The following is a 22441-nucleotide window of genomic DNA, read 5'->3' as shown; positions in this document are numbered from 1 at the left end:
TTTTAATTTGAAGGTCATGGTATTTTGATTGATTGGTCGAATTTTTTGTCTGTTTCAGGTTATTGATTTAACTTCACATTTGAGAAAAATTCCTAAATGGAAATAATTAATCAAATAAAAGACCGTTTGAGTGAAGCAGGCTTAAAAGCTACCCATCCACGGATGGTTATATTAAGGGAGGTCATGACATCAGAAGATCACCCCTCTGCTGAAAACATCTATGAGGAGATTAGAAACGACAATCCTTCAATCTCTTTGGGAAGTATTTATCGAGTATTAGATGTTTTGGTTGACTCAGGCTTATTACAGCGTGTTTCTGTGAAGTCAGGATCCAAAAGGTATGATGCCAACCTCAACCCCCATGGTCATATCTATTGCTTGAAGACCAATAAAATACAGGACTTTTATGATGAGGAATTATACAGTCTGATTAATGACTTCTTTAAAAAGAAGCGAATAAGGAATTTCAAAATCAATGAAATAAAGCTTCAGGTAAATGGAGAACGCATAGACCCTGAAGTGGACGTCACAATTAATTAAACACTTAAAACGAAAAAAAGTAAATGTCATTAGTAGGAAAAAAAGCACCTATTGTAAACGCACCAGCGGTAATTAACGGAGAAGAGATCGTGGAAAATTTTTCACTGGATCAATACATTGGAAAGAAAGAGGTTATGTTCTTCTTTTACCCGAAAGATTTCACTTTCGTTTGCCCAACAGAAATTCATGCTTTTCAAGAGAAATTGGAAGAATTTGAAAAAAGAGGTGTAGCAGTAGTAGGTGCATCATGTGATACAGAAGAGACACACCTTGCCTGGTTAATGACAGATAGAGATAAAGGAGGAATATCTGGTGTGACTTATCCATTAGTTGCTGACTCATCAAAAACGGTAGCATCTAACTTCGGCGTATTAGCTGGTGATTGGTCTTATGATGAAGAAGGAAACCTAGGATTTGAAGGTGCTCCAGTAGCGTTTAGAGGAACTTTCTTTATAGATAAAGAAGGAGTAGTGCGTCATGAAACAATCAACGATCTCCCACTTGGAAGGAACATCAATGAGATGTTAAGAGTGGTAGATGCTTGGCAGCATATTGAAAAGCACGGTGAGGTATGTCCAGCAAACTGGGAAGAAGGTAAAACAGCAATGAATGCAACAAGAGATGGTGTAGCAGAATACCTTTCAAACAATTAAGATTTCTTAAAATTCAATCAAAGGCTAATCATTTGTGATTAGCCTTTTTTATTTCAAATGCTTATCTATTGAGGTACTATTGCATTTCTAAATTCCTTTAAGTGATATGAAAGCACTTGTCGTTAAGTCTACAGGACTGTGGTACGAAGTAATGAATGGTCAAAAAAGGGTAACTGCGAGACTTAGAGGTAAGTTTAAGTTAGATGACAAGAAGTTGACAAATCCTATCGCAGTGGGTGATTGGGTAGAAATTGAACGAAGTAGTCAAGTTGAAGGAGAATGGGTGATCATTCAGATATCGGATAGACAAAACTATGTTATCCGTGAAAGCCCCAGAAAAAAAGGTCATGATCATATCATAGCAAGTAATATTGACCAAGGAGTTCTAATTGTCACTCTCAAGAAACCAAGAACTTCTACAGGATTTATTGATCGATTTCTAATAACTCTTGAGGCTTTTAGAATAAAAGGAGTGCTTGTCTTCAATAAAGAAGATATATACTCGGAAAAAGAGTTTGATAAATTTCATGAACTCAAGTCTATTTACGAATCAATAGGATATAGTGTCCATTTGTGTCAGCTTAATAACTCGATATCTGAGGAGATTAAGAATATTTTTAGCAAGAAAAGAAGTCTTATATCAGGTCATAGTGGGGCAGGTAAATCAACATTGATTAACCAATTAATACCAGATGCAAAGCAGGAAGTAAGTGAAATATCAGATTTTGCAAATAAAGGAGTACATACAACGACATTTGCTGAGCTCTTTTTTGTAGATGATAGTTCTTCAATAATAGATACACCCGGGATAAAAGAATTGGGACTTTCAGAGATAGAAGACGAGGAGTTATCTCATTATTTCCCAGAGATGAGGGAGTTTTTAGGCCAATGTAAGTTTCATAATTGCCTCCATGAGAATGAACCAGGATGTGCAGTTAAGGACGAGGTAGGTAAATCAATTTCTTTTCTCAGATATGAAAGCTACTTGTCTATTTTGAGGGTCGAAGAAAATAGAAGATGATGTTGCAAGTCTGAAAGTATTGCTAGCTTATCGAAAGAGATTAGTAACATGGAATCATTTTTGTAACTTCAAATTCAACAATAAAAGACGGGGTATGAAAACACTAAAAAACATATTTTCAATAAGCCTAATCACATCAATCGGTTTTGCTATATCGTGTGACGGGTTGGACGAAATCATCGATTTACCTTTAACGGATGTAGAAATTACGCAAGGACTGAAAGAAGCTTTGAGTGTAGGTTTAAATACTTCTGTGAATACAGCTTCTAAAAGTGGAGGCTATTTACAAAATGAAATTATAAAGATCTTGCTTCCTGATGAGGTTGTGCAACTACAATCTACCATTAATTCAAGTTCGATACTTAAACCAGTTTATGACGTTTATTTAGCGACAAATAATGGGGGGAATGATATTTTCGAAGAACTGATAGCGGCCATGAATAATGGTGCAGAGAACGCTGCTGATAAAGCACTACCTATTTTTGGAAATGCTATTACAAGTATGACAATAACCGATGCTAGGGGTATTTTAGATGGAGGTCAGCGTTCTGCCACCGATTTCTTTGAACAGCAAACAAGACTAGACCTGGTTACCGCATTTTCACCGGATGTGAAAAATGCATTAGATGGAACGGGAGCAATAGAATTGTTTGGACTCGTTTCAGGATTTCTCAATCAATCAGTAGGGTTTGGAACAACAGTAAGTGATTTCGTCAATGTGGAAGTCCCGAGTAGTATTGAGGAATACGCTACAGGAAAAGCAGTGGATGGACTATTTCACCTTGTAGGCGAGGAAGAAAAGAAAATACGAGACGATCCTTTTGCCTGGAGTAGTGCAATTATTGAAAGAGTCTTTGGAAGCAATCAATAATTCTAAGTAAATATTCAACAGTGTGAAGCCCTATTCGGGCTTTTTCTTTTTATCTCAATACTACATTTAGGAAATTGATGAAACCTTTTGTGTTTATATACGAATACTACAATTAGGACATTGATAATATGAAGTTTTTTGTTACTGTTTTCACAACGCTATTGATCCAAGTTGCCTCTGGGCAAGATTTGGGTGGGTTCGTTTTGAAAACTACAAATGAGTTTAGGGATCGGTTTAAAGTTCCTGGCTTAGCGGTAGGAATTATTTTCCCTGATACTACTTTCATGGCAGTTTCAGGAGTTAAGAGGAATGGATCTAATCGTCTAATTGATTTTGATTCTAAATTTCAACTTGCTTCAAACACAAAAGCAATTACTGCTACCATTGCTGCTGATTTGGTTGAGGATGGAGTTATTGAATGGGATAGCAAACTACTGGATGTGGTACCTGAACTTAGTAAATGTCATGAGTCATACCATAATCTAACCCTGAGTCAGCTGTTGAACCATAGGGCAATGCTTCCAGCATTTGAAGACAATAAAAGTAAAGAATGGAGAGGTATTCCAAAGGGCATTGAAAATTCAATAAATCCAAGATTGGCGTATGCTGAATACGCTTTAGATCTTGAACCAATGAATATTGGTACTCATTCATACTCTAATGCAGGTTATATTATTGCAGCTCTAATGTTGGAGAAAGCTACTAATAAGCAGTGGAGTCAGTTGGTTTTTGATTTTTGTATGAAAATTAAAATCGATGCTTTTTGTGGATTCCCTGCTGAAGAAGATTTAGAAGAAACAAACGGTCATCAAAAAAAAGTAGGAGATTATAAACCTGTTGATTTTGATCAAGAAACTGAGCTCGGAAGTTATTTTTCACCTTCTGGAAATTTTAGCCTAAGTATAAGAGACCTTTCAAAGGTTGTGGGTCATCATCTAGAAGGGCTTTTAGGCATAGATAATGTTTTGAAGAGCGAAACTTACGAATATCTTCATTATGGATATGAGGAGTATTCCCTTGGTTGGTACAATGGTAATGTTGGAGATACTGATCAGCGATTTAGTTACCATGGAGGTAGTTTAGGGACTTTCTCTTCTGCCGTTTTGATAAGCCCCGATAGAAAATTGGGAATAGTGATTTTAGTGAATGCTGATGGGAGACAAATTACAGATATGAAAAATGAGTTAAGAATCAAACTTTGGGATCGATTCAAGAATATCACAAACAGAAATACACCATGAAAAAATATCAATTAGGAGAATTCGAGGAAATCGTTCTTTTAACCGTAGGTGTGCTTTATGATGAAGCTTACGGAGTAGGCATTAAAGAAGAGATACAAACTCGATTGAAAAGAAAGGTCAGTGTGGGGGCACTCCAGTCTGCGTTGCGGAGAATGGAAAAGAAGGGTTATTTAAAAAGCCGAGAAGGAGAGGCGAATGCTAAGCGGGGTGGTAAACCGAAACGTTTTTTTGTGATTACTGCCTATGGAAGAGAGGCACTTGAGTATTCTAAAGATGTGAGGACACAGCTATGGAATGCGATACCAGAAGTGGCACTCGACTTGAAAATGGTATGATCAAGCACATTGCTGATACAATATTTAAATGGTACTGTCACCCAGATTTCTATCTAGACATCAAAGGTGATCTTGAAGAACTCTATTCAGATCATTTGGTGGAAAATAAAAAAAAAGCTCAGCTTAAATATCTGGTAGACGTAATTCTTCTTTTTAGGATTTCATTACTTCGACCAATTTTTCAAAACTCAATTATAAAGGACTCAGGTATGTTTAGAAATTATTTTAAAGTAAGCGTTCGAAATCTTGCTAGACACAAGATGTTCACCGCGATCAATGTAATAGGACTAGCCATCGGACTAGCTAGTTTCCTTTTGATGTATGAATACATAAAGTTTGAGAAGAGCTATGACGCCTTTCATTCCGATTCTGATAAGATTTATAGAGTCTCCTATGTCAGAGTACAAAATAGTATGGACACAGATAAGGATGCTATGGCAGCATATCCTACAGGAAAAATTCTTGAAGAGACTTTGCCTGAAATTATTGATCATACGGTCTCGAAAAAGTTTGATTTTCTTTTAATCAAAAATGGAGACAAGTCTTTCAAAGAAAGGCTTGTTATTTCGGCAGATCCGAACTTTCTAAAGTTATTTAATTACCCAGTGCTTGAAGGAGATATAGAAAGTATGCTTTCAGAACCAGAGTCAGTTGTTTTAACTGAAAGTAGAGCTCGAGCATATTTCGGAGATGCTGATGCGATGGGTAAAATACTTGAAGTGGTCTCTCCATATAAAACTTCATTGAAGGTAACCGGCATTCTGAAAGATATACCGGATAATACCCACTATTCATTTAATATGTTGGTTTCTGATAAGACCCTAGAGGAGGGTCAAGACTATAATAATTGGGATTGGAACAATTACTACGTATATCTTAAATCAGATCGAGAAGTAGACCTTGCGGTATTAGAAGCCAAAGCAAACGATGCAGTAAATGAACACACAAATAATCTGGATAAGGATGAAAACTGGAAAACGAATGGAACTCGATTAGATATTCACCCAGTACGGGGTATACATTTAAAATCTGATTTTACGTATGAACCTCAAATTCATGGAAGTGAAAAAGCGGTAGATTTTTTAATAATTATTTCAGTTTTCATTCTTGTTATAGCCTGGGTGAACTACATCAATCTATCCACCGCCAGAGCAGTGGAGCGTGCAAAGGAAGTTGGTTTAAGAAAGGTAATTGGTGCAATTAGAAAGCAACTAATTATTCAATTCTTATGCGAAGCATTCATTGTAAATCTAATTAGTGCTTTGATTGCTATAGGTTTGGCCGAACTCACACTGCCATACTTCAATCAACTTGTTGGAAAGGAAGTAATAGATAGTGTTTGGAACCAATTACCATTCCTGATATCTATAGCTGCTTTTGTTTTCATCGGAACCTTTGCATCCGGGTTTTATCCAGCACTCGTATTGTCGAATTTCACACCAATCAGTGTTTTAAAGGGAAAGTTTCAAAACTCCAAAAAAGGAATTGCACTGAGAAAAGGGTTAGTGATCGCTCAGTTTGCAGCCTCTCTAATTTTGATAGCTTCTACTTTCATTATTTATCAGCAGGTAAACTATATGCAAGGAAAGGATATAGGAATTTCAGTTGATCAGGTAGTTAATGTGACTGTGCCGGAATCTGACGCAGAAACTGAGGAAGAGAATATAGCTGCTAGGAATAAACTCAAGGCTTTCAAAAAGGAATTGGCAAATCATTCAGCAATAGAATCGGTAGGAGCTGCTTCTAATCTGCCGGGAGGAGATGTTGCTGACATTAACTCCACAACGACAGTTGTACGATTTGCAGGAGATACTGAACCTACCGAGGGCACGACTTACATTCAGTATAATGATGAAGGGTTTTTAGATGCTGTTGATATGGAACTTGTTGCTGGAAGAAATTTTAGTGAAGCGATAAAGTCAGATTCTGTCGCCGTTATGGCCAACGAGGCTTTTCTCCGCAGACTTAATGTTCCTGACTTTGCTTCTGTGGTAGGGAAAAAACTTCAGTTTGGAACCAGAGAAACAAACACCAAATACACATTAGTAGGGGTTGTGAGAGACTTTAACAGAACAACGCTCAAAGAGCAGGTAGAACCAAGTCTTTATTTCCCCTGGTTTAATGCGGATGATTTGGTAATCGAGCTAAGCTCAAATAACTATCAAGCTGGGTTGGATCATATAAAGGATACTTGGGATCAATTTTATCAAGACGCCCCTTTAAACTATTCCTTCCTGGATGAACGCTTTGCAGCACTTTATGATCAAGACAGAAGCTTCGGCGATACGTTTATGGTTTTTGCGATTTTGGCTGTTTTCATAGCGATTCTTGGCCTCTACGGGTTGGCTTCATTCATGTCAGTGCAAAAATCTAAAGAGATTGGAGTCAGAAAAGTACTAGGAGCCTCAGAAAGTCAAATCATATTTCTGTTCTACAAAGACTTTTTTAGCTTGGTAGGGATATCATCATTCTTTGGATTTCCGCTTATATATTTCCTCATGAATGGTTGGCTTGACAACTACGCCTATCGCATCAGTTTTCCATGGGTTTTACTTGTGATATCCCTCATCATCGTCTTGGTATTTTCTCTTGTTACAGTCGGTTATCAAACACTGAAAGTGGCAAAACTCGATCCAGCTAAAACATTGAAGTATGAATAGATATGCAAACAGACTAGGCGTAATGATAATTTTGTGCCTAGTCAATATTCTAGCTGATGCTCAATCAAACAAGCCAGTTGAAACATTTGAGACTTGTTGGAATCTTTTTGATGAAAGCTACGCAAGCTTTGAAGAAAAAAACATTGATTGGAACAAGGCTTATGATATCTACAGTCCTCAAGTGACTGAAAAGACGACCGATAAGGAACTCTTTATCATACTTACTAATATGCTCAAACCTCTGGGTGATGCGCATATTAATCTGATTGCGAAGAATATTGATACTGCCTTTAGTGCAGATCGATATTCAAGAGTGCTGGAAGAATTAAAACCATTGGAAGGTAGAAAGAAGCCTTATATTATGGCCATGACGCAACAGACTCTACTTGAAAATGGGTTTGACGAGATAATTAAGGTTGGCCCTGTATTTAGAGATGATACATTATTCAGCTACACCAGAACTGATGATATTGGCTATTTGAGATTTTTCAGATCATTCAGTACACTTAGGAAGATGGTAGGGCCTTCATTAGATTCTCAATTGGATGAGATCTTTGATTTCTTTGAAGGTGTTGAGTCTATTATTATTGATGTACGGTTTAACATGGGTGGAGATGATGGATTTTCACAGAAAATAGCTGGAAGGTTTGTAGATGAAAAAGTGGTTGGTTTTAAAAAGCAAACTAGGAAAAAGAAAGAGTTTGGTGTTCTGAAAGAGAAATATATCAAGCCTGTAGGTGATAACCCTTTCCTAAAGCCTGTTGTACTCTTAACTAATGATCAGACTTTTAGTGCCGCGGATGTGCTGGCATTGATAATGGCTTCATTACCTAACGCGACCATCATTGGTGAACCTTCAAATGGATCCTATTCTGATCTGTATGGAAGAAAGCTTCTGATCTGTATGGAAGAAAGCTCCCCAATGGATGGAAGGTTACCTTGAGCAATCAACGATACTACTCTACAGATATGAAAAATTATGAAGGATTAGGCACACCGGTAGACATTGAAGTGAAAACTACAACAGAAGATATAAGGAAAAAAGAAGATGGTGTATTGGTAGCTGCGTTAGATCTCCTAAGAAGAAATTAGGAATACATTCAGATCAATTAATCAATTTCAGGAAGGCTGGGATTAATTTCCAGTTTTTCTGTTTTACACACTGTTTTACTTCGTACAGGCATCTTCTCCTTAAAGCTAAATCTTCCTCTTTTGTTTGATTGAGGACTTTAATTTTTTGACAAACTTTTAGCGTACTTAATTGATGCTGGGTCTTTTTTCTGAACTGTTGAGTTGAGAGTGAATGGGGTAATATCCTCTTTTTTACTAAAACATCATTTGTGAAAGCATAACTCCACTTTCTGGCTGAGCGAATCCAAAAGTCAAAATCTTCATACGAAAGCGTTTCATCATATCCATTAAGCTGTTCCAGAACTTCTCGTTTAATCATCATACTAGGAGGGGAAATAAAATACCGTTTAATCAGATCTATATAAATATCTCCCTCAGGGACTTCTTCAATCAATACTTCTTCTTTGTTCCGCTTAAAATGAGTTCCCATTTCAAGGTTATTCTGGTCCAATTTCATCACATCACAATAGGTCACACCAGCGTCTGACCGCATAAATGCATTGATTCCTTGAAGCACTCTTTCCACACACAATTCATCATCTGCAGCTAGATCAATGATATAGTCTCCGATAGATTCGAAAAATCCGTGATTAAACGCACGACAGTTACCTATACTACTCTCAATATTGATGAACTTAGTTTTATGTTCTTTCAATAATTCTAAAATAATTTCTTTGCTACCATCAGTACTGCCATCATCCACAATGATCAGTTCAATGTTTGGGTAGCTCTGCTTCCAAACTGAGTGAATTGCTTGCTTGACATACTTTGCTTGATTATGGCACAAACAAATGATGGAAACCAATGGTAATTGATTCATTTTAGTAATATCATATCTCAGAACTTTTTTACCAATTAAATTCGGGGGAATGATTAGACCAAATCATCTAATAAGACAATGAATATCTTCATTATTCCATCATGGTATCCATCTGAGTCAAATCCAATCTACGGAACTTTTAACAAAGAACAGGCCGTACTTATGGGACAATTGAGACCATCATGGAATGTAGGAGTGAGTCGGTGGGGGCAAGGTGATAGTTCTTTTTTAATTCCAATTAGAAATCCCCTTTCAATAGTTAGACTATTTGCAAAGCATCAAACGAGTCAGTATAGCATTGACTCCAATGTAAAAGAATACTTTTCCCCAGCATTTAGCTGGACCAGAAAGTGGAGAAATGGAAACATAGAAGGAATTTTTAGAGCTAATGAAGAAAACCTTAATTCTTTTATTCACGACCATGGTAGGCCGGAAGTGATTAGCGCCCAGGCAACATACCCTGCAGCACTAATAGCTAAAAGGTTAGCTCAAAAATTTGATCTCCCCTATACAGTTACAATACGGATGAGCCCATTTCCTTTCTCTGAATTTCTTACAAAGAATGGAGCTCTTACAAGTATGATTTCTCAACCACTAAATAGTGCAAGTCGCTTGATCGCCACTAGCAACTCTTTGAAGGATCGGTTATCTGAGTTTGACCTTAATAATGTAAGAATAATTAACAATCCTGTAGACATTGAGAAATTCAAACTCGCGATGGAGGAAAAATCAAACGCTACACAGTGCAAAGTATTGACTGTTGGACGAGTCGAAGATCAAAAGGGGATAGATCTGCTTTTAAAAGCCATGAGTGTTATTGATGCCAAATTTGAGCTGAGAATAGGCGGAGCAGGATCAAAAATTTCTTACTACAAGAAAATGTCAAATGACTTAGGATTGAGGGACAAAGTCAAATGGCTGGGGCAATTGAGTCGCGAGGAAGTTGTTGAAGAAATGCAAGGTTGTTCTTTTTATGTTCTATCGAGTAGACATGAAACCTTTGGAAATGTAGTGGTGGAGGCTATGTCTTGTGGTAAGCCAGTTGTGGCTACAAAATGCGGAGGACCTGAGGAAATAGTCACGGCAGAAACTGGATACCTTACAGATATTGATGCTTCAGATCTAGCGGAAAAGATTGATATGATGATTCAAAATTTTCAATCTTTTGATGCAAAAATTATTAGAAGAAACGCCTTATCGAGATACGCTCCTAAGATATGGATTAAAAATCTGGAGAAAATATTTAAAGAGATAATTTAAGACAAGGTTTTTCAGTGGATTTAGCACCCATGCGTTCCTTGAAAAGCTTCAGTGTTTCTTGAGTGATACCATTTGAAGACGAAACGCCTAAGTCTAGATATTTGTATTTCTTGTTCCGATAGTATTCAACCATACCTGCAATGAGAAGAACCATGGGGCTTTGATTTCGAAACATTGGGCTTGTAGCAGGCAAATAATAGTAAGCAATTTTAGAAGTAACATTTACCGCAATACAAATAGCTGAGATCTTTTCATCTCTAAACACACCAAAACACTCGTATTCACCAGTAAGGCTATCATTTAATGATTTCAATTTATTCCATGGAATATTTATTTGGAGCCCTTGAGCTTGCCGGCAGACAGTTATAAAATTATGGGCTTTTTCAAGCTCATTATCCTCCATTTTTCTGAAAACAAAACCTTCACTGTTCAAGGAAGAAAGCTTTCTTTCTTGCATTTTATGAATGGACTTTTCCCATGTATTGTCCAAATCAATATGTTGATTCAAATCGGAATATGATAATTCAAAACCGCTTCCTACGTAAAGTTCAGCTGATTCGAAATCATCGTAAATTGATGGAGGTAGATGAATTTCAATTTCTTTTATGTTTTTTCGACCCAGTTCTAGTAGCACTTTCTGCAAGAATACACTTGAATTATTGATGGATTGATTCATGCAAAATATGGAGCCAAAGGGGCTTCTAGGAATACTTATTGCTTTTTCTTCAATTAGGTCAAATGATATGAAGCAATCGTCGTTACTGAAGGAAATGAACTGGTTATAATCTTGAGTTTCTATGTATTCCTTTTTGAAATAGGTAACTGGAATATTATTTTGGTGATCAATAGGTGATTTGGAAATGTTGATTGCCATATAAGTGTAAAATTAAAACACACAACTTCTTAAAAACCTGAAAACGAGCCTTATCTTGCATATTAGATTTTTACAATAAAATCTTAATTATCTTCAGTTTTGAAAAAAATACTCACGCTTATTCTTTTTCTGTCGACTCTGTCGCTATCTGCTCAGGTCTTTGAGTCTGGATATGTGCAGAAGTTCATAAAGAAGGGGACTGATCACATCTATAATGCATCACCAGATTCAGCGGAGTATTACATCCGAAAGGCTGAAAGATTTATACCACAACATCCAGTTATCCCTCTGATGAGAGCAATGACCATTTTATGGGCCAATATTCCAACAATATCCGAGGAGTTATTCTCAGAGATGGAGGTTCAATTAGACCTTGCGATAGAAAGAGCGAAAATTAAAGACCCAGATTTGAAAAATCCAGAGATGATATTTTTTGCTATGGCCTCATATGGGTTGCTTGCTGAATATTATGCAGATCAAGACTATACAATGAAAGCGGTGGGGGAAGCAAACAGAGCATATAGTTTAATGAAAAAAGGATTTGAGATAGTAGATGATAATCCTGAATTTCTCTTAACCACAGGGCTTTATAATTACTTTAGAGAGAAGTACCCGGAAAAACACCCTATTTATAAACCGCTATTGTGGTTTTTTAGAAGTGGTGATATGGAACTAGGATTAAAGCAGTTAAAGGAAGCAACAAGTGCTTCTTTTTTGACAAGCGTAGAGGCGCATGTGTATTTGAGCTACATCTACCTAAGGTATGAATATGAGCCTATTCAAGCTCAGTACTATCTATCTAAGCTTTGTGATATGTATCCGAATAACTTCTACGCAAAAGCAAAATACTTGGAGTCGTTGGCAAATCCTACTGACTTCAAAAAGGTTCCGATTAATCTAATTTATTCATTGATTAAGCATAAAAGTCCATATTACAAACTCGCGGGATATGTTTTCTTAGGCTATTTGGAGGAGGTAATCATTGGCAATGAAAAAAAAGCTGAGTATGCGTATCGATTGGGTTTAAAATACGGAGATGAGTTACCATCGCATGGTGAATTTTTTAAGAGTTTTGGATATCTGGGATTAGGAAGAGTGCTTATAAAGAAGAATGAAAATAGTGAAGCAAAAGAGTTTTTAGATTTGTCGCTTTCTTACGCTGAAACAGAACAGGTCAAATCAGAAGCGAAGGAGCTTTTATCAAAACTTTGAGCAACTACTACACCATCCAAAACAAAACTGAAGGATTGTATAAAGAGAAAGGGAGTAAATTTCTCTCCTTTGCTTTCCCTGTTGATTCTGAAAAATCTGTTAAGGATATTCAAGAGCAATTAAGAAAAGACTTTTATGATGCGAGGCATCATTGCTATGCTTGGGTCCTTGGGATGGATGAGCAAAGTTGGCGAGCCAATGATGATGGAGAGCCTGCACACTCAGCAGGAGATCCCATACTTGGACAGATAAGATCATTTGAACTTACAAATGTATTGGTCGTCGTAATAAGATATTTTGGAGGAACAAAACTTGGAGTAGGAGGCCTCATCAATGCGTATAGAATATCAACTGAAGCTGCTCTAAAACAAGCTGCAAAATTGACAATCTTTGAAACCAAAACTTTGGAAATGAAATTTCCATATGAAATGATGAGCACGGCTGAACGCCTTGTAGAGGAATTTGATATAGATGTCCAGAATAGAGATTTTCAGCTTTCATGCACCATCACAGGTAGCTTAAAAAAAGACCTTATAGATTCTTTTAGAGAAAAAATAGATGACCTTTATACGATGACTTTTCAAATAGAAGATTTATGATTGAGGATTTTAAAAAACTCTTTTTACGAGATTTAGATAGACTAAGAACAGAACTCGAGGCTTACACTAATGAAGAAGATCTTTGGGTTAAAACCGAAGGGATAAATAACTCTGCAGGTAACTTGATCATGCATTTATGTGGTAATCTCCAACATTTTATAGGAACTGTTCTTAATGAAACAGGTTATGTTCGTCAGCGGGAATTTGAGTTTGAAGGAAGAATGATTTTTGATCAATTGATGAAACAAGTTGAAGCAACGATAAAATTGGTGAGTGAGTATTTTGAAACAGTCGAAAAAGAAGAACTCATGTCTACATATCCTCTAGAGCTCTTCGGTCATCCTATGACTGTGCATTACTTCCTTATGCATTTGCAAGGACACCTCAATTATCATCTTGGTCAGATTAACTATCATCGAAGAATCCTATTTTAAGTTTGAATAATTCAAAATTAGATAGTTCTTTCTGGAAATATTTAAACCATTTTTTCTTAATCGGGAATATGGAAGGGTTTATCTAACAATAGCCCTTAATGGACGAATGAGGCCTCTTCGTTACAAAAAACTTAGCTAACCTTGAGTCATAAAAGAATTCAAAAACAATCCATAGCTGGTTGAATTAGAACGGAGTTGCTTTGGTGAGGGCGCTCCGTTTGTTTTTTCCCTCTAATCTTTACTAGTCTCTTAATTTATTTCTTTAAAAATTATGGAACGTCGATTGACTCGACACTAATTGCTCTGGTTCCAAAAAAACCTAATACATGTTCATTCTCTATATCTAAGTAATTAAGGTTTCCTGAAACAATTGCTGGAGTAGTTCCGGAGGATGTTCCTAAAGTGGTTATTTGCGATTTTAGAAGAGATAGATAATTGAATGTATTCGATGAAATCGATTGTAGCTCGACTGTAATTTTCTCTCCAGGATCGTAGGAAAAATTTTGAAAATTGTTAGGAATAAGGTTGCCATCAAAAAAGCGATCGTTTTGAATAGTAATAGATTCTGGTTCAATAAAAATTTCATTATTCTTAAAGAATACCCAGCGATAATAGTTTTCATTGCTATCAGGATCTAAGCTGCTAATCTTAGGGAAAAAGATAGTAATCTGCTGATTTGGGTTATTTGGATCATTTTCCTGAAAGGATGATATTTCTAAGGTTTCTATAGAAACTTTTTCTGGCATCATATCCCAATCGGACCTAATTTCAGAAGTATCAACTAAAATTCTTACACGATATTCAATACCACTGATACCTTCATATGGTGTTTCGGCTTCATAATACCCATTTGAAGAGTAGGAATAGGAATAGATTTGTCCAGTTCTGCTTTGTACAATAACCTGGGCATCTTCAATGGGTAATACATCGGAATTAGCAGAAAAAGCATTCGATCTAGTCAGTCTAATTTGATGGGTACTTACAGTATCTGTTACCCAACCCTCTACCACAACAAGCCCTTGCGGATCGGGTAGGTCCACAATTACTACCTTCTCGCAGGCGAACAGACCGATTAGTAATATGTAGATGGTTTTTTTTAACACTAAAATTTAAAATTGTATGTTACTGCTGGAATAATTGTCCCAAAGATTGAGTACTTGACTACTTGAGCAAGTCCAGGGTCAGTTGGGGATTCACGATAGAAATATGAGTAAGCATTTTGCCTTGCATAGACATTATATAACGTAAGAATCCAATAATCAGTGTTTTTCCGCTGACCACCTTTTTTCTTGTATTTTCTGCCCTCCCATCTAACCGAAAGGTCCAACCTATGATAGTTTGGCAATCTTGCATTATTTCTAAATTGAAAATGCGGCACGAGATTCCCTTCAAACACATACTTATCTGTTGGGAGGGTTACGGGTATGCCAGTGTTAAATACAAAGTTAGTTGATGCACTCCAGCGTTTGGATAATTGCATACTCCATGATGTAGCAAAATCGTGAGTTTTATCATGATTTTCTAAGATAAACTTCTCTTCATTGTTTTCAGGAATCCTACTTTCCGCACGAGAAAGCGTATAACTAATCCAACCTTTGAGCCTTCCAGATTTCTTGTGAGCATATAATTCCAACCCATAAGCTCTGGCTTGGCTAAAAATCAGTTCAGTTTCTATGTTTTCATTAAATACCAAGTCAGCACCATTTTTATATTGGATATTGTTGTTGATGTCTTTGAAGTAAACTTCAGAAGACAACTCCCACATATTGTTATTAAGGTTTTTGTAAAAACCAACGGTATACTGATTGGTTGTTGATGGTGGAATGTATGTATCTGTCAGTTTCCATATGTCCGTGGGGGCAGGTGTAATTGTATTAGAGATTAGGTGGAGATACTGTGCGGTCCGTGAAAAAGAAGTTTTGATTGAAGTTTTTTCATTGACCCTCCAGTTTATTGAAACTCGTGGCTCGAGATTGTAATCTTTATTTATGAGCTCAAGACCTTTAAATGATAACGTATCAGTTATTGTTGAGTCGGCAATTGGTATTCCTTCTTCATATTTAAAGACGGTCCCTGATCCAAGTGTGTGAAGACTACTTACTCTTAAGCCATAGTTAACTGTAAAATTATTTTTACGTATTTCTTGGCTGATATGAAAGGCTGTCTCGAACCCTTGTTCGTTTTCTAATTCTACTTCGTTTGTGCTTGTAGTTTGATCCAAAGGCTCACGAGATCCAGGTAGCAGCCTGTGATACACGGCACTCCATCCAAACGAAACTTCATTATGGGGGCTTAGCACATAAGTTAAATCTCCTTTAACACTATAGTCTGCAATTTTTGATCGACCGATAAATGCGCCCGGTTCTTCTGTGCTTTCAATTTTATAATTGTATTCAGAAACAAAAGCAGAAATATTTGAAAAAAGCCTCGGAGTAAATAGGTAATTCCACCTAAAATTTAGCATTCTATTACCCCAGTTTCTTGTAGAATTAAGGCCTGCTATATTTCGATCATTTCCAATATACCCAGATAGGTAATAGGTACTTGCCTGACTATATTTGAAATTCAACTTTAAATTCAAGTCTTGGAATCGAATCCTATTTCTTTGCACTGAAGTACTCGCAAAATCATCAACGGAAAGATTTAGTAAGCTTTGTCTTCCTGAGATAAGGTAAGAGCTTTTACCCTTATGAATAGGACCTTCCAATAATGCTCTAGCGGAGGCTATTCCTATGCCTCCTGAAAAACTTGTTTTGTTAGCATTTCCTTCTTTTTGTCTAACCTCAATTACTGAAGATGTGCGACCTCCGTAGGAGGGTGGGATATAACCTTTCATAATTCGAACATCATTTACTGCCTCAGGGTTAAAAACGGATATAAAGCCATACAAATGACTGGGATTATAAATTGTTGCTTCATCGAGTAGGGTAAGATTCTGATCTACACCACCTCCACGAACATGTACACCACTGGCATCTTCACCAATGGCTCTAATACCGGGTTTTAACAGAGCATTTTGCACAACATCAACTTCTCCTAAGAAGTAAGGTATTTGCCCATCAGCACCGGAAATTGAAATTCTGTTAATAGATGGAATATTCTCAGATAGGTTTATATCATCGGAGAGAGAAGAGACTTCCACTTCTTCCAACTCTGTAATTTTTGAGAGTATTGAAACTTCCATGTAAGTAGTCCTGTAAAGAGATATTTCGGATTTTCTTGCTTCGTAGTTTAAGTGCGAAAACTGAAGGTTGTAGTCTCCTTCTCTTAAAGTAATGGAATAGTACCCATATCCATTTGTGGTAGTGCCTAGCTTGCTACCCAATACCTGCACAGTAGCACCAATGATGTGTTCACCAGATTCTGCATTTTTCAATACTCCATGTACAGTGTAAATCTTTGGGATGTGTGGAGATATAATAATTTGACTATCAAATAAGGCAATATCTGCTATTAAATTTTCTCTTAATAAGTCAAGAAATTCCTGAACGGTAGTTCCTCTATCAATTTTAAGTGACTGATTAGTAAGCTTGTCTGCACTGTATGCAATATTGAAGTCTTGAGATCTTAAGGAATCAAGAGCATTGAATAGGGATATCTCACCCCAGTATGGAAGTTTTTGATTTAATATGCTTTGTTGAGAACATACAGCAATAGCCCCACACAAAAGTGCAATGCTTAAAAAAGTACGAGATTTAGAAACGCAGGAAAAAAACACACCTGCAAAAGTAATGAATCGTATATGCTAGTATTAGCAGCCTTGACCTGAAATTTTTACAATACGATCTTTATATGATGTTTTGACGTTTAAAGCTTTACCAATTGTCTTTAAAACTTCATTAAGCGATTGCTTATTAAACGTTACTGTTAATCTACATTTTTGTAATTGATTATCCGAAAGCTTGAATTCAACATCATAGTATTCACCTAATTCGGCAAGTGCCTGACTTAGAGGAGTGTTATCAAAAGTGAATACTCCATTTCTCCAGCTCATGATATTAGTTGATGGTATTGATTTAACATCCACAGATGTATTCTTGCGATTAAAGATTGCTTCTTTTCCTGCTGGAACTTGAGTTTGCTCCCCAGCTTTTTCAAATGCAACAAGTCCTCTATCGACATAAAGTCTAACATCATTTTCTGTTGTTATAAGATTAAAAGCGGTTCCCAATACTCTTACATCAACTCCATTTACGTCAATAATGAAAGGCTTCTCGCTTTTTTTAATATCAAAGTAAGCTTCACCTGTGAAAGAAACATTACGTTCATCACCAAATTTTTCAGGATAGCTAAATGACGAATTGGTATTTAATATACCAGTAGAACCATCAGGAAATGTTACGTTTATTTTTTCGTTCGTGGAGGCAACCTGAATTTGAGATGGTGATGGATTAAATAGGAATAGTGATACTGATAGTATGGCCAGAATAGCGACTGTTGCAGCTATCTTCATCCACATGAAGGATTTATTAGGATTATGAATCTTTTGATTCAATGATTCCCAAGCTTTGTTTTCATCTACTTCAGGAGCACTTATTTCAGTGTTCTGAAAAAGAAAATCAACGAATTCATCTTTTTCTGAAGAAGACTCTTCGTTATAATTTAGGTGGTTATATACTTTCAGGTCCTTTGCCATCTCATTTGTCTGTCAACAAACTAGGGTTGCACCCCTAATTTTTTTTGTTTTTTTTCTTAGCTCATATGCTCTTTGTAATGCTTATATACATGCTCCAATGATTCTCTCAATTTTTTTAGAGCGATACCCATTTGATTTTCAACAGTTTTCTTAGAAAGATCAAGTTCTTCGGCAATTTCCTCATAGGTCATTCCTGCATTCCTGCTTAGAATAAATATTCTTCTGCATTTCTTAGGAAGTGCATCAATTGCTCCTTTTATGTACTTTTTTAATTTCTCGTTTTCACCTTCATCTTTCTTTGGGACATTCACACTTAGCATTACCTCACTCACATCTGCCATGGATTGCTGCTTGGGCAATTCTAGCTTTATGTAATTCAAGCATTTGTTTTTTACAGCCGAGTACAGATAGGTTTTAAGTGTTGTTTGAATTTCAATGTTTCCTCGCTTTTCCCAGATGTACAAAAACACTTCCTGAGCCATTTCTTCAGCTATAGTGCCATCTCTGACATAGGTGAAGGCAAAGCGATACAATTCTTTATAGTAGCGTTTGAAAATGACCTCATATGATGAGAAGTCATCACTCTTCACTTGTTGGAAAAGCAAAAGGTCATTTTCTGGATTCATTGGAACTATTGAAGCGTATAAGTAATTTCTGCGAACAAGTTTAGCGATGGATTAACAAAACCAAAAAAGAAGTTATCGGCGAATATAGAAACAATCATTTTTTCTGAGGGAATAATGTACATGTGTTGACCTAATTCCCCTGGTATATAAAAAATATCTTCATGATCTATTCCAAAAGCATTAGCAAAATCATCACCAAATAGCCACCATACATAGCCTAGCTCAAAGGTGCCAGATACTGTAGTCTGTGTAGAGGTTGTATTTAGCAGAAAATTTGGATCTATGATTTTTCTTCCTCTCCATATACCTTCATTTAAGATTAAGTAGCCAAACTTTGTCCAATCAATTAGTGATAATTCAATACCATCACCACCATTATAATTGCCATTTGGATCCGTGCTGATAGTCAAAGAGTCGATTAGTAAGGGATCTAGTATATTTTCTGTTAGAAAACTGACAAAATCTTGTCCCGAAGCATTTTCTATAATCTTACCAAGAATTACACCAGTGCCAGTATTTAGGTTAAACCTTAGTCCTGCTGGTGCTTCTAGAGGCTGGTCTAATACAAATCTGGCCCAATCTTCAGATGCTTTCATTTGATTGAGATTATTATTATCGCTAAATCTTGGTTCTATACTTTCGTTCCAGGAAAACCCTCCTCTATGAGCCAATAGGTGTGCAATAGTGATTTCTTGTTTCCCGATATTATCCTGAAAAATATTTTCATATTCGGGCAAATAATCAGCAATTGGATCTTCTATTGAAAGCAAACGCTTATCTTCAGCAATTCCGATGGCAGCTAAAGTGAATACCATGCTTGCTCTACCCAGATTTTGAGTTGTCTGTCTGTTGTTGTTTTGATAATAGTTTTCAAAAATTAGCTTGTCGTTGCGAATGATTATTAGTCCATTGATTACCTCGAACCCTCCGATTTTTGCTCTACTATCAATGACTAGTAAACTATCATTTGATATGCCTACATCTGATGGTAATGCATATTTCCATACATCTTGATCAGGTACTACCTCATCGCTTAGATAGCATGAAGAAAGAATGAAGAATATGAATAAGAATCGTAATGCCATTAAGTAAACAGTGTGTAGTTTCCATGCTGGTCCGAAGGTGGAGCAGGCTTTGTAAATGAAACATCATTACCCTCAATATCCCTAATCTTGGGAGTCACAGTATGTGATAATAGTTCTTCTTTCGATTCTTGATTCAATAGCCCTTGAAGCTCTTCAAGGTCATCAGACTCTAGCCATCTTCTAGTAGACGCAGCATCAAGTATTGCTGGCATGTCGTCTTGAAAATCAGTTATTTGATTATTTGCTGGCCTTGTAATCATAATAAAGGAATGTGCGCTATCCTCACCTTCTTCCCATAGCCCTGCTACGGAAAATACTTTTTTATCTGGATAAAAGAAGTAATGAGGTACTTGCTGCTTCTTAGCTACTTGCTTCCAGACATAAAAACCGTCCATTGGAATAACGCATCGATGTGTGGTTAGCTTTTTACGATAGTTAGGTTTACTTATCACCGAGTCCATTGGGAGATTAAAAAATTTAGGACTCATTGCTTTATTATTTGACCACATAGCCATTAAACCCCAATTGTAGAAAGAAATCTTATCTGGATTATCGCTGGTAATCAAGGGTAAAACTTTGGTTGGCGCGGCATTGAATTGTGGATTGTAGGCAGCCGGTACTTCAGCTCCAAGCACAAGTGCCAGTTCATCTGGTTTTAATGTTATCGTGTATCGATCGAGCATTTTCAGCAATTTAACACGAGAACATGGCTTACTCAATTTCATTTTGTGCTGAAACCAAATTTTATTTAAAGGATGGGTTAATTTTGACTTAAGAATAAAAGACGATCTAAATGGCTGAAGTAATAAGAATGCCCAAAATGAGTGATACCATGGAAGAAGGTGTCATTGCTGCATGGTTGAAAAAAGAGGGTGATGAAGTAAGTTCTGGTGATGTCCTGGCTGAAGTAGAAACGGACAAGGCGACAATGGAACTGGAATCTTATCAAGATGGTGTGTTATTACATATTGGAGTAAAAGAAAAAGAGGCAGTTCCAGTAGATGGAATATTAGCTGTGATTGGTGAAAAAGGAGAAGACTTTCAGCATTTACTCAAAGAAGCAAGCAACGGACAATCTGCTGTGGAGAGTAAAACTGAGGATAGTAAGGAAGAAAAGCCAGAAAATAACGCATCAGAAAAAATTGATACCAGCAATATAAATGCCTCAATAATCCGAATGCCTAAGATGAGTGATACTATGGAGGAGGGCGTTATTGCTTCATGGCTAAAGAAAAAAGGAGATAGCATAGAATCAGGAGACATTTTAGCGGAAGTAGAGACGGATAAAGCCACCATGGAATTGGAGGCCTATGAAGATGGTACACTACTTTATACGGCAGTGGAAGATGGCAGTGGTGTGGCAGTTGATGGAGTGATTGCTATTATAGGGGAAGAAGGTGCAGATTATGAATCTTTACTGAAGGCAGAGAAGCAAGGAGGAAATGACGCGAAAGAGGAAGTTAAGGAAGAAGTGAAAACAGAAACTCCTGTAGCTGTATCATCAGCTAGTCCGAGCGTTGTATCACAGCCAAGCAGTTCAAGTAACGGAAGAGTGAAGGCGTCACCACTTGCGAAGAAAATAGCTTCCGAAAAGGGAATAGATCTAGCTCAGGTAAATGGCTCTGGAACCGATGGAAGAATTGTGAAAAAGGATGTGGAAGATTTCACACCTTCTGTACAACCTCAACAAACAGGGACAGTTTCTGGAGATAAGCCTGCTGTTAATATTCCTCAAATAGTAGGTGAGGAGCGATCAGAGAAGGTAGATCTTTCGCAGATGCGTAAGGTGATCGCGAAGCGATTGAGTGACAGTAAATTCACTGCTCCTCATTTCTATCTCACCATGGAGATAAACATGGATAAAGCTATCGAAGCTCGTAAGTCTATGAATGAAGTTGCTCCGGTAAAGATTAGCTTCAATGACATGGTGGTGAAAGCAGCCGCAGCGGCTTTACGTCAACATCCAGATGTAAATGTTAGTTGGATGGGTGATCACATGGTAAAACATTCACACATTCACATGGGAATAGCAGTTGCCATTCCTGATGGATTGATTGTGCCAGTGGTAAGATTTGCTGATAATAAATCATTGTCTCATATTTCGGCAGAAGTACGAGAGCTAGCGCAGAAAGCAAAAGACAAAAAATTACAACCAGAAGAATTTTCTGGAAATACATTCACCATTTCTAACTTGGGAATGTTTGGAATTGATGAGTTTACCGCAATCATTAATCCGCCAGATGCTTGTATCATGGCAATAGGAGGTATTAAAGAAACGGTAATTGTGAAAAACGGAGAGATGAAGCCAGGGAATGTGATGAAAGTGACGCTTTCATGTGATCACAGAGCAGTAGATGGTGCAGTAGGCTCTGCCTTTTTGAAAACATTCAAAGACCTGCTGGAAGACCCGGTTCGAATTCTGATTTAATTGTAATTCTAACTT

The 22441-nt window shown here is 36.9% G+C and carries 22 protein-coding genes; 14 read left to right on the top strand and 8 right to left on the bottom strand.

Going from position 1 to position 22441, the window contains the following annotated elements:
• Window positions 1-96: 96 nt before the first annotated feature.
• The 9 genes from ABJQ32_05415 to ABJQ32_05375 all read left to right on the top strand — a co-directional run bounded on the left by ABJQ32_05415 (window position 97) and on the right by ABJQ32_05375 (window position 8413).
• Window positions 97-540, top strand: a complete 444-nt coding sequence (locus ABJQ32_05415) for a Fur family transcriptional regulator (GenBank protein MEP5289067.1) — start codon at window positions 97-99, stop codon at window positions 538-540.
• A 23-nt stretch (window positions 541-563) separates the two neighbouring features.
• On the top strand, window positions 564-1193 hold the full coding sequence (locus ABJQ32_05410) for a peroxiredoxin (protein ID MEP5289066.1): 630 nt from the start codon (window positions 564-566) through the stop codon (window positions 1191-1193).
• A 106-nt stretch (window positions 1194-1299) separates the two neighbouring features.
• Window positions 1300-2214: a ribosome small subunit-dependent GTPase A gene (gene rsgA, locus ABJQ32_05405; GenBank protein MEP5289065.1), complete on the top strand. Its 915-nt coding sequence runs from the start codon at window positions 1300-1302 to the stop codon at window positions 2212-2214.
• A 94-nt stretch (window positions 2215-2308) separates the two neighbouring features.
• Window positions 2309-3085 carry a DUF4197 domain-containing protein gene (locus ABJQ32_05400; protein ID MEP5289064.1) on the top strand — a complete coding sequence of 259 codons (777 nt, stop codon included), beginning with the start codon at window positions 2309-2311 and terminating at the stop codon, window positions 3083-3085.
• A 128-nt stretch (window positions 3086-3213) separates the two neighbouring features.
• On the top strand, window positions 3214-4326 hold the full coding sequence (locus ABJQ32_05395) for a serine hydrolase domain-containing protein (GenBank protein ID MEP5289063.1): 1113 nt from the start codon (window positions 3214-3216) through the stop codon (window positions 4324-4326).
• Entirely contained in the window at window positions 4323-4661 is a 339-nt protein-coding gene (locus ABJQ32_05390) for a helix-turn-helix transcriptional regulator (protein ID MEP5289062.1), read from the top strand. The genes ABJQ32_05395 and ABJQ32_05390 overlap by 4 nt, the downstream gene beginning before the upstream one ends.
• On the top strand, window positions 4658-7321 hold the full coding sequence (locus ABJQ32_05385) for an ABC transporter permease (GenBank protein ID MEP5289061.1): 2664 nt from the start codon (window positions 4658-4660) through the stop codon (window positions 7319-7321). Before ABJQ32_05390 ends, ABJQ32_05385 begins: the two co-directional genes overlap by 4 nt.
• Window positions 7314-8264, top strand: a complete 951-nt coding sequence (locus ABJQ32_05380; protein ID MEP5289060.1) for a S41 family peptidase — start codon at window positions 7314-7316, stop codon at window positions 8262-8264. The genes ABJQ32_05385 and ABJQ32_05380 overlap by 8 nt, the downstream gene beginning before the upstream one ends.
• A gap of 26 nt (window positions 8265-8290) precedes the next feature.
• A complete protein-coding gene (locus ABJQ32_05375) occupies window positions 8291-8413 on the top strand; it encodes a hypothetical protein (GenBank protein ID MEP5289059.1) in 123 nt (40 codons plus the stop codon).
• A gap of 13 nt (window positions 8414-8426) precedes the next feature.
• Here the strand turns inward: ABJQ32_05375 and ABJQ32_05370 are convergent, their stop codons facing one another.
• Window positions 8427-9272 carry a glycosyltransferase gene (locus ABJQ32_05370; GenBank protein MEP5289058.1) on the bottom strand — a complete coding sequence of 282 codons (846 nt, stop codon included), beginning with the start codon at window positions 9270-9272 and terminating at the stop codon, window positions 8427-8429.
• A gap of 78 nt (window positions 9273-9350) precedes the next feature.
• On the opposite strand from ABJQ32_05370, the gene ABJQ32_05365 reads away from it, so the two are divergent.
• Window positions 9351-10532 carry a glycosyltransferase gene (locus ABJQ32_05365; protein MEP5289057.1) on the top strand — a complete coding sequence of 394 codons (1182 nt, stop codon included), beginning with the start codon at window positions 9351-9353 and terminating at the stop codon, window positions 10530-10532.
• Here ABJQ32_05365 and ABJQ32_05360 read toward each other — a convergent pair.
• Entirely contained in the window at window positions 10516-11406 is an 891-nt protein-coding gene (locus ABJQ32_05360; GenBank protein ID MEP5289056.1) for a GNAT family N-acetyltransferase, read from the bottom strand. The two genes, ABJQ32_05365 and ABJQ32_05360, sit on opposite strands and share 17 nt — an antisense overlap.
• A 99-nt stretch (window positions 11407-11505) precedes the next feature.
• Here ABJQ32_05360 and ABJQ32_05355 point away from each other — a divergent pair, with 99 nt between their 5' ends.
• From ABJQ32_05355 to ABJQ32_05345, 3 genes are read left to right on the top strand one after another with little or no spacing between them, the layout of a single operon-like run.
• Entirely contained in the window at window positions 11506-12618 is a 1113-nt protein-coding gene (locus ABJQ32_05355) for a hypothetical protein (GenBank protein ID MEP5289055.1), read from the top strand.
• On the top strand, window positions 12615-13217 hold the full coding sequence (locus ABJQ32_05350; protein ID MEP5289054.1) for a YigZ family protein: 603 nt from the start codon (window positions 12615-12617) through the stop codon (window positions 13215-13217). Before ABJQ32_05355 ends, ABJQ32_05350 begins: the two co-directional genes overlap by 4 nt.
• Window positions 13214-13651, top strand: a complete 438-nt coding sequence (locus ABJQ32_05345) for a DinB family protein (protein MEP5289053.1) — start codon at window positions 13214-13216, stop codon at window positions 13649-13651. Before ABJQ32_05350 ends, ABJQ32_05345 begins: the two co-directional genes overlap by 4 nt.
• Window positions 13652-13920: 269 nt before the next feature.
• Here the strand turns inward: ABJQ32_05345 and ABJQ32_05340 are convergent, their stop codons facing one another.
• The 6 genes from ABJQ32_05340 to ABJQ32_05315 form a co-directional block, all read right to left on the bottom strand.
• On the bottom strand, window positions 13921-14754 hold the full coding sequence (locus ABJQ32_05340) for a DUF4249 domain-containing protein (GenBank protein ID MEP5289052.1): 834 nt from the start codon (window positions 14752-14754) through the stop codon (window positions 13921-13923).
• Window positions 14754-17318 (bottom strand): TonB-dependent receptor, encoded by a 2565-nt coding sequence (locus ABJQ32_05335; protein MEP5289051.1) that lies wholly within the window; start codon window positions 17316-17318, stop codon window positions 14754-14756. Before ABJQ32_05335 ends, ABJQ32_05340 begins: the two co-directional genes overlap by 1 nt.
• Before the next feature lie 84 nt (window positions 17319-17402).
• Window positions 17403-18287: a FecR domain-containing protein gene (locus ABJQ32_05330; GenBank protein MEP5289050.1), complete on the bottom strand. Its 885-nt coding sequence runs from the start codon at window positions 18285-18287 to the stop codon at window positions 17403-17405.
• A 56-nt stretch (window positions 18288-18343) separates the two neighbouring features.
• Entirely contained in the window at window positions 18344-18913 is a 570-nt protein-coding gene (locus ABJQ32_05325; protein MEP5289049.1) for an RNA polymerase sigma-70 factor, read from the bottom strand.
• Between the two features lie 5 nt (window positions 18914-18918).
• The gene (locus ABJQ32_05320; GenBank protein ID MEP5289048.1) at window positions 18919-19998 is read right to left on the bottom strand and encodes a serine hydrolase; all 1080 of its coding nucleotides are present in this window, start codon (window positions 19996-19998) and stop codon (window positions 18919-18921) included.
• Window positions 19998-20681 (bottom strand): SOS response-associated peptidase, encoded by a 684-nt coding sequence (locus ABJQ32_05315; protein ID MEP5289047.1) that lies wholly within the window; start codon window positions 20679-20681, stop codon window positions 19998-20000. The genes ABJQ32_05320 and ABJQ32_05315 overlap by 1 nt, the downstream gene beginning before the upstream one ends.
• 110 nt (window positions 20682-20791) lie before the next feature.
• Here ABJQ32_05315 and ABJQ32_05310 point away from each other — a divergent pair, with 110 nt between their 5' ends.
• Window positions 20792-22426, top strand: coding sequence for a pyruvate dehydrogenase complex dihydrolipoamide acetyltransferase (locus ABJQ32_05310; GenBank protein ID MEP5289046.1), 1635 nt, complete (start codon window positions 20792-20794; stop codon window positions 22424-22426).
• Window positions 22427-22441 lie beyond the last annotated feature (15 nt).

The sequence above is a fragment of the Marinobacter alexandrii genome, from assembly GCA_039984955.1.
In the GTDB taxonomy this organism is placed as follows: Bacteria; Bacteroidota; Bacteroidia; order Cytophagales; family Cyclobacteriaceae; genus Ekhidna.
This window is presented reverse-complemented; position numbering and strand designations above follow the sequence as displayed.

Coding starts and splice junctions, on each gene's coding strand:
- ABJQ32_05320 (MEP5289048.1), bottom strand. CDS start 19,998: ATGGCATTACGATTCTTATTCATATTCTTCATTCTTTCTTCATGCTAT.
- ABJQ32_05330 (MEP5289050.1), bottom strand. CDS start 18,287: ATGGCAAAGGACCTGAAAGTATATAACCACCTAAATTATAACGAAGAG.
- ABJQ32_05380 (MEP5289060.1), top strand. CDS start 7,314: ATGAATAGATATGCAAACAGACTAGGCGTAATGATAATTTTGTGCCTA.
- ABJQ32_05370 (MEP5289058.1), bottom strand. CDS start 9,272: ATGAATCAATTACCATTGGTTTCCATCATTTGTTTGTGCCATAATCAA.
- ABJQ32_05365 (MEP5289057.1), top strand. CDS start 9,351: ATGAATATCTTCATTATTCCATCATGGTATCCATCTGAGTCAAATCCA.
- ABJQ32_05410 (MEP5289066.1), top strand. CDS start 564: ATGTCATTAGTAGGAAAAAAAGCACCTATTGTAAACGCACCAGCGGTA.
- ABJQ32_05415 (MEP5289067.1), top strand. CDS start 97: ATGGAAATAATTAATCAAATAAAAGACCGTTTGAGTGAAGCAGGCTTA.
- ABJQ32_05375 (MEP5289059.1), top strand. CDS start 8,291: ATGAAAAATTATGAAGGATTAGGCACACCGGTAGACATTGAAGTGAAA.
- ABJQ32_05395 (MEP5289063.1), top strand. CDS start 3,214: ATGAAGTTTTTTGTTACTGTTTTCACAACGCTATTGATCCAAGTTGCC.
- ABJQ32_05390 (MEP5289062.1), top strand. CDS start 4,323: ATGAAAAAATATCAATTAGGAGAATTCGAGGAAATCGTTCTTTTAACC.
- rsgA (MEP5289065.1), top strand. CDS start 1,300: ATGAAAGCACTTGTCGTTAAGTCTACAGGACTGTGGTACGAAGTAATG.
- ABJQ32_05310 (MEP5289046.1), top strand. CDS start 20,792: ATGGCTGAAGTAATAAGAATGCCCAAAATGAGTGATACCATGGAAGAA.
- ABJQ32_05385 (MEP5289061.1), top strand. CDS start 4,658: ATGATCAAGCACATTGCTGATACAATATTTAAATGGTACTGTCACCCA.
- ABJQ32_05345 (MEP5289053.1), top strand. CDS start 13,214: ATGATTGAGGATTTTAAAAAACTCTTTTTACGAGATTTAGATAGACTA.
- ABJQ32_05400 (MEP5289064.1), top strand. CDS start 2,309: ATGAAAACACTAAAAAACATATTTTCAATAAGCCTAATCACATCAATC.
- ABJQ32_05360 (MEP5289056.1), bottom strand. CDS start 11,406: ATGGCAATCAACATTTCCAAATCACCTATTGATCACCAAAATAATATT.
- ABJQ32_05325 (MEP5289049.1), bottom strand. CDS start 18,913: ATGAATCCAGAAAATGACCTTTTGCTTTTCCAACAAGTGAAGAGTGAT.
- ABJQ32_05315 (MEP5289047.1), bottom strand. CDS start 20,681: ATGCTCGATCGATACACGATAACATTAAAACCAGATGAACTGGCACTT.